This window comes from Streptomyces sp. NPDC037100, assembly GCF_055606225.1.
Window position 1 is genome coordinate 21,508 of record NZ_JBVJSX010000020.1, and the last position, 11,644, is coordinate 33,151.

General features: G+C 71.0%; 9 protein-coding genes and 1 pseudogene. 5 read left to right on the forward strand and 5 right to left on the reverse strand.

Annotated features, from left to right (window positions below):
* Positions 1–59 precede the first annotated feature (59 nt).
* On the reverse strand, positions 60–1,244 hold the full coding sequence (locus ACZ7EG_RS38255) for a serine hydrolase domain-containing protein (protein ID WP_471089171.1): 1,185 nt from the start codon (positions 1,242–1,244) through the stop codon (positions 60–62).
* 362 nt (positions 1,245–1,606) lie between these two features.
* Here ACZ7EG_RS38255 and ACZ7EG_RS38260 point away from each other — a divergent pair, with 362 nt between their 5' ends.
* On the forward strand, positions 1,607–2,104 hold the full coding sequence (locus ACZ7EG_RS38260) for a peptidylprolyl isomerase (protein WP_471089173.1): 498 nt from the start codon (positions 1,607–1,609) through the stop codon (positions 2,102–2,104).
* A gap of 434 nt (positions 2,105–2,538) precedes the next feature.
* Here ACZ7EG_RS38260 and ACZ7EG_RS38265 read toward each other — a convergent pair whose 3' ends face one another.
* Positions 2,539–3,528, reverse strand: a complete 990-nt coding sequence (locus ACZ7EG_RS38265) for a helix-turn-helix transcriptional regulator (protein ID WP_471089175.1) — start codon at positions 3,526–3,528, stop codon at positions 2,539–2,541.
* A gap of 62 nt (positions 3,529–3,590) precedes the next feature.
* On the opposite strand from ACZ7EG_RS38265, the gene ACZ7EG_RS38270 reads away from it, so the two are divergent.
* Positions 3,591–5,057, forward strand: coding sequence for an MFS transporter (locus ACZ7EG_RS38270; protein ID WP_471089177.1), 1,467 nt, complete (start codon positions 3,591–3,593; stop codon positions 5,055–5,057).
* Positions 5,058–5,096: 39 nt separating this feature from the next.
* Here the strand turns inward: ACZ7EG_RS38270 and ACZ7EG_RS38275 are convergent, their stop codons facing one another.
* On the reverse strand, positions 5,097–5,249 hold the full coding sequence (locus tag ACZ7EG_RS38275; RefSeq protein WP_471089179.1) for a hypothetical protein: 153 nt from the start codon (positions 5,247–5,249) through the stop codon (positions 5,097–5,099).
* A 168-nt stretch (positions 5,250–5,417) separates the two neighbouring features.
* Here ACZ7EG_RS38275 and ACZ7EG_RS38280 point away from each other — a divergent pair.
* The 3 genes and pseudogenes from ACZ7EG_RS38280 to ACZ7EG_RS38290 form a co-directional block, all read left to right on the forward strand.
* A pseudogene (locus tag ACZ7EG_RS38280) lies at positions 5,418–5,752 on the forward strand (cryptochrome/photolyase family protein); the annotation flags it as partial.
* Positions 5,753–5,915: 163 nt separating this feature from the next.
* Positions 5,916–6,386, forward strand: coding sequence for a hypothetical protein (locus tag ACZ7EG_RS38285; protein WP_471089181.1), 471 nt, complete (start codon positions 5,916–5,918; stop codon positions 6,384–6,386).
* A 161-nt stretch (positions 6,387–6,547) separates the two neighbouring features.
* On the forward strand, positions 6,548–9,682 hold the full coding sequence (locus ACZ7EG_RS38290) for an ATP-binding protein (RefSeq protein WP_471089183.1): 3,135 nt from the start codon (positions 6,548–6,550) through the stop codon (positions 9,680–9,682).
* On the opposite strand, the gene ACZ7EG_RS38295 is transcribed toward ACZ7EG_RS38290, so the two are convergent.
* The gene (locus tag ACZ7EG_RS38295; RefSeq protein ID WP_471089185.1) at positions 9,663–10,481 is read right to left on the reverse strand and encodes an ABC transporter permease; all 819 of its coding nucleotides are present in this window, start codon (positions 10,479–10,481) and stop codon (positions 9,663–9,665) included. The two genes, ACZ7EG_RS38290 and ACZ7EG_RS38295, sit on opposite strands and share 20 nt — an antisense overlap.
* On the reverse strand, positions 10,478–11,446 hold the full coding sequence (locus tag ACZ7EG_RS38300) for an ATP-binding cassette domain-containing protein (RefSeq protein ID WP_471089187.1): 969 nt from the start codon (positions 11,444–11,446) through the stop codon (positions 10,478–10,480). The genes ACZ7EG_RS38295 and ACZ7EG_RS38300 overlap by 4 nt, the downstream gene beginning before the upstream one ends.
* Between the last annotated feature and the right edge of the window lie 198 nt (positions 11,447–11,644).

Below are 11,644 nucleotides of genomic sequence, written 5' to 3' on the forward strand. Positions count from 1 at the left end.
ACGTCGCAGACGAGTGCGGCGGCGCGGGTGAGGCGTCCCGTCGGGCCCTCCGTAGGTGTTCAGGTGCGGGTGAGCAGGTCGGCGACCCGGGCGATCATCTGGCTCTCCTCCCCGTTGCGGGCGGTGGTCGGCGTGTAGGAGAGCACGAAGCGGCGCTGCTGATCACGAGTGGAGAACGCGGCGTTCTTGTAGCCATACGTCTCGCCGGTCTTGCCCCAGAGCGTCACGCCGTTGACGGTGGCCTGCTGAAGCCCGGCGCTGTAGCGGGCCGGAGAGCCGTCCAGCATACGCACGTCGTCCGGTGGCAGGGTGAACATCAGCTGGAGCAGCTCCGGCGGGAGCAGTCCGCCGGAGAACAGTGCGGCCAGCATCCGGTCGAGGTCGCCCGTGGTCGAGATCATGTCGCCCTCGCCCCGGGACGAGGACTGGTCGTACATCGTGATGTCACACAGACCGCCGTCGGCCATCGCCAGATATCCGTGCACATGCCGGCCGTGGATGCGCGGTTCGTTGCCGGGTACGACGGTGTGCTCCAGGCCCAGCGGACGCATGATGCGTTCCCTCACGGCCTCTCCGTACGGGCGGCCGGTCACCGTGTCGATGATCAACGCGGCCAGTACGTAGTTGATGCCGCGGTACTCCTGCCGTGTGCCCGGGGCGAACTTCAGCGATCCGTGCGTCGCCGTCGCCACCCACTCCCGCGGCGTCCAGCGGTCGAAGCGATGACGTAAGACGTCCTCCGCGGTCACCGGTTCGGGGATGCCGACGTGGTCCGGCAACCCGCTGGTGTGGTTCAGCAGATGTCTCAGGGTGACAGGGGAGAACCGGGCCGGGAGCAGCCGCGGCAGGACGCGGCGCACCGGCGTGTCCAGTCCGATCCGGCCCTCGGCCACCAGTTGCAGCACCACCGTGGCGACGAAGACCTTGGTGATGCTGCCGATGCGGACCTTGTCATGCGCCGTCACCGGCCGCCGGGTGCTGATGTCGGCCACACCCGACGTACCACGCCAGTGGCCGGCCTGGCCGCCGACCCGCAGTTGGGCTGCGGTCGACGGCGGGCGTTCCAGATCATCGACAGCCGCCTGCAGGGCGGCGGTATCCAGCGGCGGGAGAGCCGTGGGTGAGGAGGGAGATGCGACGGCGCGACGCGCCGGCCATACCGCGGTGACGGCCAGGGCGGCCGTTCCTGACAGGGCAGCGCCCGCAAAGGCCCTTCGTGACATGTGGGTTGGGGTTGGAGTCATACCCCTCACACTGTCAGCGGGTGAGTGACCGAACATCGGGGTCGCCCCGGAACATCTCCCTGACTACACCCCTGCTCCCACCCGCACATGAGTGGCCAACACCCCTGGGTGCAGCACTGAAGGGGCAGGCACCGGCAGGACGCCGGAGGAGACCGGCGTGCCGGCGGTGTCGGCGACGATCGCCTCCATGACGTTGCAGGTGATCGTGACCTCGACGAGCAGGCGTATCGGGCGGGTGAGCGCACCGCAGCAGGACGGTGATGCATTGACCGCCGCCGGAAGAGGACCAGACCGCCATGGGGTCTGCACGCACGCGGAGGGGCCGGGCCGGTCGGGAGGGCGCCAGATGTCAAGATGGGGACATGACTATCAAGGTTTTCTTCGACATCACCATCGACGACGTTCCCGCCGGCCGGATCAACATGAACCTGTTCGACGACGTCGCCCCCAAGACCGCGGAGAACTTCCGCGCTCTGGCGACCGGCGAGAAGGGCTTCGGCTACAAGGGCTCGTCCTTCCACCGCGTCATCCCGGAGTTCATGCTCCAGGGCGGCGACTTCACCCGCGGTGACGGCACAGGCGGCAAGAGCATCTACGGCGAGAAGTTCGCCGACGAGAACTTCACGCTCAAGCACACCAAGCCCGGCCAGCTCTCCATGGCCAACGCCGGCCCGAACACGAACGGCTCGCAGTTCTTCATCACCACGATCGTGACGTCGTGGCTTGACGGCAAGCACGTCGTGTTCGGTGAGGTCGCCGACGAGAGCAGCATGGAACTCGTACGGAAGATCGAGAGCTACGGCTCGCGGTCCGGCCGTACCTCGGCCAAAATCACCATCGCCGACTGCGGCACTCTCTGACCGTACGCCGCCGGGGTGGGCGGGCAGCCGGGGCGATCGACACAGGCTGACTGCCCCGTATGCCTCCCGTGCCCTCAGTGCTGGATCAGGCCACGGGCACCTGCCCGAGGTGAGCGAGCCCCAGCGCGTCGCTGTCGAGGCGCCGTGCCGGGGCCCGGGGGGATCCCACCACGCCTGGGCGGATGAGGGCCTGCAAGTGCACGGTGGCCCGCGACCCCGCCTTCGCGGCGATGTCACCTCCGGCACCACCACCTGGGGATCCGTCCTGGGCTGAGGAGCGGGCAAGCACGGCACGGGCGCACGGACCGTGGACGTCCGACTGCCGGTCGGCGGCATCTCGGCCGACGGCGCATACCGCATCAGCGCCGCCGAGAACACGGCCGTGATCGGCCTGCCGTCGCTTGCTGAACGGCACCACCCACTCGAGCAGTTGTCTAGCCGACGCCCGCCAGCCGCTGCCGGATGTTGCGGAAGGCATCGACCAGGGCCGGTGGGCCGATGTCGTCGAGTGTGGTGTCGAAGGTGATGAGCAGGCCCGCGATGCCGGCCCAGGACCAGCCGCCGATGGTCAGCCGGCACCGACCGGAGTCGATGGTCTCCACGACGGACCCTCCGGGGGCCCAGCGGGCGACCACATCGGCAGGCACGGCGAGGGTGGCGGTACCGACGCACTGCCACTGGCCGGGGGTGTCTCCTCGGTCGGGGTTCTGGACGACGAGGCGAGTGAGGTCGTCGCGTGTCAGTGACTGGGGTGTGAAAGCAGCTCCGGCAGGGGCTCGTGGGCGGATGCGGTCGACCCGGTAGGTGCGCCACGTGCGGTGGGCGTGGTCGCGTGCGATGAGGTACCAACGCCCGGCCCAGACGACGAGCTGGTGGGGCTCGGCCTCGCGAGGAGGCTGGAATCCGGGCTCGCCGGGCGCGGGGATGTGGCCGTCGGGTGTGGTGTAGTCGAACCGCAGGACGTGGTGGGTGCGGATGGCCGATCCGACGGTTTGCAGGGTTGCCACGTCGATCGGCGGAGCGGAGAACTCCCAGTAGTTGCGCAGGCTCGTGACCTCGAAGGCCTCGCTGGCGGCCCGTAGGCGGGCGGGCATGACCTGGCGCAGGGTGGTCAGCGCGCGTGTGAGGGCATCGTCGATGCCATGGACGACCGCCGGCGCGGTCTGCAGCGCGAGGGCGATGGCGACGGCCTGGTCGTCGTCAAGGACCAGGGGCGGCAACTTTCCGCCTGTCCCGAGCCGGTAGCCGCCGCGGGGGCCCTTGACCGCTTCGACGGGGTATCCGAGCTCGCGGAGGGTGCCGATGTCACGGCGCAGAGTCCGCGACGAGACGTCGAGTCGACCGGCGAGTTCGGGCCCGGACCATTCGATGCGCGCCTCGAGCAGGGACAGCAGGCGCAAGATCCGCGCAGACGTGTCAGCCACGACAGACAGTCTGGCATCGGTAGCGGTCATTATGTGGCCGCTATCGGTGAAACGGTGCGGCCATGGCTCCCTCCTCCACCACCCACGCGCAGGAAGCACCAGTGGCCGGCCGCCGGGCGTCCCTCGCGCTTCTGGTCATGCTCTTCGCCTCCTTCATGGACCTGCTCGACGTCACCATCGTCACCGTCGCTGCTCCGGACATCGCCGCCGACCTGCGGGCGTCCCCATCGCAGCTGCAGTGGATGCTCGCGGCCTACACCCTCGCGCTCGGGTCCGGCCTGATCACGGGCGGGCGAGTCGGCGACGGCTACGGCCGCCGCAAGGTCTTTTCCGTCTCCCTGGTGTGCTTCGCAGTCGCGTCCGCTGCGTGCGCTCTGGCCCCCTCGGCCGGGATCTTGATCGCGGTCCGGGCGGTACAGGGCCTGGCCGGTGGGTTCATGGTCCCCCAGGTCTTCGGCATGATCCGGTCGTCGTTCGAACCGGCCGCGATGGCCAAGGCCTTCGGTGCGTACGGAGCCGTCCAGGCTCTGGCATCGGTAGCCGGGCCGCTGCTGGGCGGAGCGCTCATCGCCGCGGATCTGTGGGGTCTGGGGTGGCGCACGATTTTCTGGATCAACGTCCCCGTCGCAGTCCTCGCCCTCGCGCTGGGTGCCCGGGTGCTTCCGGAGTCCCACGCGCCGGTGCGCACCCGTCTGGACGTCCCCGGGGCCCTGCTGGCCGCGGCTGCGGTGCTGCTGGTGCTGCTGCCGCTGGTGCAGGGCCGGGACTGGGGGTGGCCGGCGTTCGGGTGGGCCCTGCTCGCGACCGGGCTGCTGCTCCTGGCAGTGTTCCTGGCCTACGAGCGGGCCCTGACCCGTCGGGGCGGCCAGCCCGTGCTGGACCCGGCCCTGCTGTCGATCCGGCCGTTCATCGCGGGCCTGGTGGCATCGGTGCTGTTCGTCGGCGGCCTCGCCTCGTTCTTCCTGGTCCTGTCCATCTACCTGCAGGCCGGCACCGGCCGCTCCGCGTGGGACACCGGCCTGGTGATCCTTCCGTACGCGATCGGGTCGATGATCACCTCTGGCGCCGGGGTCGCCCTCGCTGCGCCGGCCGGGCGCGCCCTCGTCGTCACCGGCGCCCTGACCCTGGCCGCTTCCCAGGGGCTGCTGTGGTGGCTGGTCAGCGACGGCGCCACGGCCCCGGGCTACTGGCCTCTGGCCGGTGTCATGTTCCTCGGTGGCCTCGGCCTGGGACTGGGTGCACCGATCCTGGTCAGCGTCGTCCTCGCCGGTGTGCCGGGCCGCCACGGCGGCGCCGCCGGCGGGGTCCTGTCGACGGTGAACCAGATCGGCGGCGCCGCCGGTGTCGCCGTCCTCGGCACCGTCTTCTTCAACGCCCTCACCCCGGCCGCCGGGGCGGCGTCCGGCGCACCAGCGCAGCTGTTCGGCGACGCCCTCGCTCAGGTGCTGCCCTGGCAGATCGCCATCTACGTCCTGGCCGCCGCCGCGACACTCGTCCTCCCCAAGACCGCCACCACCCATCAGCAGTGACCCCGCCATCCGCCCAGTGGAGCAGTGCACGATGGCCCATCACCCGATCCGGGTGCGTAGCGGAACAGCGGCCGGTCCGGTGAAGTCGGGTCCGTACGTGCCGCGCAGCCGGTCGACAGCGAACTCGGTCGTGATGTGGGACAGGTGCTCGGGGAGAGGCAGACAGTCGATCAGCGCCACCCGCGTGGGCAACGGCGCAGACGCATGGAGGTGCACAGATGGCGCCCGTGGCCTGGCCACCGTCTGCTCAGTACCCATCCTCGATCTTGATGGTGAGGAGGCGGCTGTCATCAGCTTCTTGCGGACATCAACAACCCAACCGGCTGCTGTCGTTCTCGATGAATCTGGGTACGCCGCTGCACCGACTGGTTCCACCGCTGTTTCGTCGACGGCTACGGCTGGGCGATGGCGCCGAACGTGGTCGGCACGTCCCAGTACGCGGACGGTGGCCGGATGACCACCAAGCCGTTCACCTCCGGGGGCGCTTACATCCATCGCACGAGCGACCTGTGCGACGGCTGCGCCCTCCGGCCCACGGACCGTACCGGCCCGCACGCGTGCCCCTACACCGGCCGGTACTGGCTTTCCGGCACCGGCACCGGTTGTCCGGCAACGCCCGCATGCGGCGCGCGATGCAGGGTCTGGACCGGCTCGGCGGCCTCGACGACGTGCTGCGCCAGGAGCGGCGCCGAGGGGGACAAGGCACCGTGACGGGCCGCGGCGGTAGGTCCCCGGCGACACCACGGACAGTCGTTGCCCTGACATGTGTCAGGAGCTCAGCCCCCGCTCCCTCGCTAGGTTCTGTCCACGGCGCTTTCCGTAGGTCAGCACCTTCACTTCTCGAGACGAGGGGGACCCATGAGTCAGTCCATGAACCGCAGGGCGCTGCTGAAGTCGGCCGGATCCGCGGCGGTGGCGGGATCGCTGGGTGCGCTCGGTGTCACGGCGCTCGCCACACCCGCGCAGGCAGCACCCGCGACGATCAACACCGACCAGGTGATGGCCACCACCGATCGCGTGACCCACGCCCCGAACCAGCGCGGAACCATCGGCATCGAACTCCGCTCCGGCTACTACAACGGCTACCAGTACGGCTGGGGCCGGCTCGTCGGCTCCGGCTGGGACCCGCGTGGCTGGATCTGGCTGGACATCAGCAGGGACGGCGGCAGGACCTGGTCCTTCGCCGACGGCACCTATTTGTCGGACGGCACCGGCTACGCGCACACGTCCGGGTGGCTCACCCAGTCCGACCCGAACTACGTGTTCAGGGCCAGCTACGACCCCAACTTCCGGGCCGTCAACCCGTACCTTCAAAGCGGAATCTGGTAGCAGCGGCCCGGTCCGCGGTCCCGGTCCGCGGCCCCGGTCGCCGTCCCTTGTGAACGTCCCGTCCGCTGCCGCGGTGCACACGCGACAGCGGACGCCGACCCGGTCGCGGGGTTCACGAGCTGAGCAGTCGTCCAGGCATCCGCTGTCGATAATCTGACCGAGTGAAGACCGAGTTGACTCTCCTGTCACGTGTGGCCTACCGCGGACGGGAGATCACCGCCCCCCGGCTGCGTGGGCTGCTCGCGCTGCTCGCAGGCGAACTGCGCTCCGGACGCAGCACCGCGCGGCTGGTGGACGGGTTGTGGCAGGACGAGCTGCCGGCCAACCCGGCCAACGCGCTGCGGATCCTGGTCTCCCGCACGCGCTCGCAACTCGGTGCCGAGGTCGTCGTCAGCACCCCGACCGGCTATCGGCTGGCGCTGGGCGAGGAGCAGGTCGACAGTTCGGCGGTGGTGCGCTGCGCCGAGGCCTGCGCCCGGCACGCCAGGGCCGGGGATCATGCCGCCGCTCTGGCGAGTGCGGAGGACGGCCTCGCCTTCTGGGACGCGGCCCCGGACACCGACGCCACGCCGGGCGACCCGGTGGCGGAACTGCGCGCCGAGCGAGCGCAGTTCCACGGTTCCCTCGCACGCGCCCGTGCGCTCGCGCTCGCCCGGCTCGGGCGCGGGGCCGAGGCCCTGGCGCCGCTGACCGAGGTCTTCGCCGGGGCACCACGCGACGAGGAAGTGCTGGCCGAGTTGTTGCGCGCCGAGGCGGCAACAACCGGGCCGTCTGCAGCGCTCGCCCGCTACGACGCGTACCGGCGCGAGCTCCGCGACGATCTCGGCAGCGACCCTGGCGCCGGGCTGAAGGCCGTGCATCAGGAACTGCTGCAGGTCCAGGCGCCCGCGGTCCGGTACGGGGTGCCGCACGATCCGAATCCGCTGCTGGGGCGGGATGAGGACCTCGCGGCGCTGGCCGGGCTGTTGCACACCTCGCGTTTGGTGTCGATCGTCGGCCCGGGCGGGCTCGGCAAGACGAGGCTGGCGCACGCCGCCAGCCGCCGGGCGGAGCAGCGGGTGGTGCATTTCGTCTCGCTGGCCGGAGTGGGTGCGGACGAGGACGTGACCGGCGAGGTGGCGTCGGCGCTCGGCAGCGGGGAGGCGCCTCGCGGTGGTGTCGGGGCGTACGGCGGCGGAGCGGATGTGCCCGCAGGAATCATCGCCGCTCTCGGCGCCGCCCCTGCCCTGCTGGTACTGGACAACTGTGAGCAGGTCGTCCTGGGCGCGGCCGACCTGGTGCGGGAGCTGGTGGCGCGGTCCAGGGACCTGCGGGTGCTGGTCACCAGCAGGGCGCCGTTGGGGCTGAGCTCGGAAGCGGTGTACCAGTTGCCGCAGCTGAGCCTGACGACCTCCATCGAGCTCTTCGAGCAGCGGGCCCGGGCCGTGCGGCCCGATGTCGAGCTGCCGCCCGACGCGGTGGCGGGGCTGTGCCGGCATCTGGACGGGCTGCCGCTGGCCGTGGAGCTGGCGGCGGCGCGGGTGCGGGTGCTGTCCGTACCAGAGATCGCCCGTCGCCTCGGCGACCGGTTCGCGCTGCTGCGCGGCGGGGCCCGGGACGCGCCCGAGCGGCACCGCACCCTGCACGCGGTCGTGGAGTGGAGCTGGAATCTGCTGGAGGAGGACGCGCGGGCGGCGCTGCGGGCGCTGTCGGTCTTCCCCGGTGGCTTCACCGAGGGGGCGGCGGAGCAGCTGCTGGGCGACGGCGGCGAGGCGCTGTTCCTGCTGGAGCAGCTGGTGGACCAGTCGCTGCTGAAGGCCGGCGACACCGCGGCCGGGATCCGCTTCCGCATGCTGGAGACGGTGCGGGAGTTCTGCGCCGTCCGGCGGGCCGCGGCCGGGGAGGAGGAGGCGGTCACCGACCGGTTCCTGGGCTGGGCACGGGACTTCGGTCTGGCCAACCACGACGTGTTGTTCGGCCCCGAGCCGCTGCGGCACTGGCCGCGACTGCGCGCGGAGCAGGACAACCTCGTACTGGCCCTGCGGCTTGCCCTCGCCCGGGAGGACCACGACACCACCGCGGCGGCCGGGGCGGTGCTGGCCGGGGTCTGGCTCACCGACTCGACGAGCTTCCAGCGTGTCTTCGCCCTGGCCGCCGACACCGCGGCGCCGCTGTCGCACTACCGCCCCGACGCCCGGCACACCGAGGTCACCCGCTCCCTCTGCGCCGCCTGCGTCACCGCCCCGTTCGTGGGGTACGGCACGCTCCGGACGCGCCATCTCGTCACCCTGCGCCGGCTGCCGCCCGCGGAGCCGGACACACTGCTGCGGGCGCTCGCCGTCGTGCTGTGCACGCTTCCGGACATGCGTCCGCCCGGCTACGAGGCACTGGAGGAACTGTGCGCGAGTAACGCGCCGTTGCTGGCGGGCGTCGCCGAGGCCGTTGCCAGCTACCTCTGGGAGCACGAGCAAGAGCACGAGCGTGCGCTGTCCTCCGCCCTCAGGCTGCTCGCCGCGGTCGACGCCGTGCCCAACCCGTCTCTCGAACTGCTCGGCCACTCCCGTTGCAGCGAGCTGTACGGGGACGCCGGTCTCGGGGAGGAGGCGTACCGGCATCTGCTGGCGGCGCTGGACGCCTTGGAGCACCTGAGTGACCAGTCGCCCACGGCAGGCCTGCGCCGGGGCCTGGTGCTGGCCTGCCTGCAGCGCGGTGAGTGGGACGAGGCCGAGGAGTGGCTGCGGCGGGTGGAGCGGGACCGGCCGGCGGAGCAGACCTCGGCCGCCGTGATCGACCTGGCCGCCTGGGCCGAGATCGCGCTGGCCCGCGGACTGACCGAGCTGGGGTTGAAGCGGTGGCGTCTGGCCGTGGAGCGGGTGCGCGAAGGCGACTCGCCGCCCCCCGAACCCACCGTGGATCCCTGGGTGCGGGCGATCGAAGCCTACGCGCTGGCCGCGCACGCGTACGCCGGGCGGCTGGAGCCGGTCGCCGGGCTGGTGGCCGTGATGGAGGGTCGGCTGCGTGCACTGCTCGCCGACGGCTCCCGCCCGGCCGGCGGGATCCCGGTGTCCGGCACCGACGTGCTGGCCCTCGGCCTCGTGCGGCTCGCCATGGGTGACGCCTCCGCGACTCGGCTGTTGGCGCTCGCGGAGCGGATGCACGTGCCGCAGACGTTCCCCTCGATGTCCACGGGCCGTGCCCGGCGGGCCGCCGAGGAGGCAGACGGGGCGGCGTACGCCGACGCGGTGTCGGAGTACGCCGCCCTGGGGCGGGACGAGCTGCAGGCCGCGGCCCGCGCGCTCATCGCGGGTCGCGGTTGAACTGCGCCGTCGACCAGCGGTAGCCGAGCGCTGTCAGGCCGAGGCACCAGGCGAGCGCGAGCCATCCGTTGTGGCCGATCTCCGTGCCGAGCAGCAGGCCGCGCAGGGTCTCGATGGCGGGGGTGAAGGGCTGGTACTCGGCGATCGGCTGGAACCAGCCCGGCATCGTGTCGGCCGGGATGAAGGCGCTGGAGATGAGCGGCAGGAGGATCAGCGGCATGGCCATGTTGCTGGCAGCCTCGGGGTTGGGGCTGGCCATGCCCATGCCGACCGCGATCCAGGTGAGCGCCAGGGCGAACAGCGCGATCAGTCCGAAGGCCGCGAGCCATTCCAGGACGGTGGCGTCCGTGGACCGGAAGCCGATGGCCACGCCGACGGCACCGACGAGGACCACGCTGGCGATCGACTGCACCACGCTGCCGACGACGTGCCCGACCAGCACCGAACCGCGGTAGACAGCCATCGTCCGGAAGCGGGCGATGAGGCCCTCGGTCATGTCCATGGAGACGTACACGGCAGCCCCGATCACCGTGCTGCCGATGGTCATCAGCAAAATGCCCGGGACGAGGTACGCGATGTACTCGGAGCGGTCCGCGCCGCCGCCACCGATGCCGCTGCTCATCACGTCCCCGAAGATGTAGACGAAGAGCAGCAACATCATGATCGGCGTGAGCAGCAGGTTCAGGGTTCCGGACGGGTAGCGCCAAGCGTGCAGCAGATTGCGGCGCAGCATCGTGTTCGAGTCTCGGACGGCGAGGGAGAACCGGGTGGTGCGGCCGGTGGCCAGGGGGCTGCTCATCGGACGTTCTCCTTGGGCTGGTCGGTGACGTCGGCCGGGCCGGTCAGGGCGAAGAAGACGTCGTCGAGGTCGGGGGTGTGCACGGTCAGCTCGTCGGCCTCTACGCCGGCCGAATCCAGCCAGTCGAGGATGGCGCGCAGTTCGCGCTGGCTGCCGCCGCTGGGGATGTGCAGCGCGAGGGCCTCGTCGTCCCGGGTGACCTCGCGCAGAGCGGAGGCGGCCGACCGGTACACGGCCGGGTCGGTGAAGCGCAGCCGGACGTGTCCGCCGGGGATGAGCCGCTTCAGCTCCTCGGCGGTGCCCTCTGCGGCGATCCTGCCGTCGTTGAGGACGGCGATCCGGTCGGCGAGCTGGTCGGCCTCCTCCAGGTACTGGGTGGTGAGGAAGACGGTGACACCGTCGGAGACGAGTTCGCGGATGATCTGCCACATGTTGTGGCGGGAGCGCGGGTCGAGGCCGGTGGTCGGCTCGTCGAGGAAGATGATCCGCGGCTTGCCGACCAGCGTCATGGCGATGTCCAGGCGGCGCTTCATACCACCGGAGTAGGTGGAGGCGGGCTTCTTCGCGGCCTCGGTGAGGTCGAAGCGCTCCAGCAGCTCGGCGGCGGCCTGCCTCCCTTCACGCTTGGAGAGATGGTGCAGATCCGCCATGAGGAGCATGTTCTCCTCGCCCGTGATCAGGCCGTCCACGGCGGAGAACTGACCGGTGACACCGATCGCGGCCCGTACGGACTGCGGATCGGCGGTGAGGTCGTGGCCGCCTATCCGGATGTCGCCGGCGTCGGCGGTGATCAGGGTGGAGAGGATCTTCACGGCGGTGGTCTTGCCGGCGCCGTTCGGGCCGAGCAGGGAGAAGATCGTGCCCGTGGGCACGTGCAGGTCGATGCCGTCGAGGACCGGCTTGTCCCCGAAGGACTTCCGCAGCCCCGTGGCCGCGATGGCGGATGTGCGGGTCGTTGTCGTCATGCCCCGGAGTCTGCGGGGCGCCGCGTTCAACGACCTTTCAGCGCGGTTTCACTCATCCTCGCCGGCCCACGCCACCCGCGCCCAACGTCCTGGCGTCGAGGCCGCCAGGGTGCGCCGTCGTCGTGCGGCAGAGGCTGGCCGGCCCCCAATTCATCGCCGTTGCAAGGCACTTTCAGGGGGCGGCTCGAGACCGGTGTC

Excerpts from the sequence above, each read along its gene's own strand:
- ACZ7EG_RS38260 (WP_471089173.1), top strand. The coding sequence starts at position 1,607 with ATGACTATCAAGGTTTTCTTCGACATCACCATCGACGACGTTCCCGCC.
- ACZ7EG_RS38270 (WP_471089177.1), top strand. The coding sequence starts at position 3,591 with ATGGCTCCCTCCTCCACCACCCACGCGCAGGAAGCACCAGTGGCCGGC.
- ACZ7EG_RS38295 (WP_471089185.1), bottom strand. The coding sequence starts at position 10,481 with ATGAGCAGCCCCCTGGCCACCGGCCGCACCACCCGGTTCTCCCTCGCC.
- ACZ7EG_RS38255 (WP_471089171.1), bottom strand. The coding sequence starts at position 1,244 with ATGACTCCAACCCCAACCCACATGTCACGAAGGGCCTTTGCGGGCGCT.
- ACZ7EG_RS38285 (WP_471089181.1), top strand. The coding sequence starts at position 5,916 with ATGAGTCAGTCCATGAACCGCAGGGCGCTGCTGAAGTCGGCCGGATCC.
- ACZ7EG_RS38300 (WP_471089187.1), bottom strand. The coding sequence starts at position 11,446 with ATGACGACAACGACCCGCACATCCGCCATCGCGGCCACGGGGCTGCGG.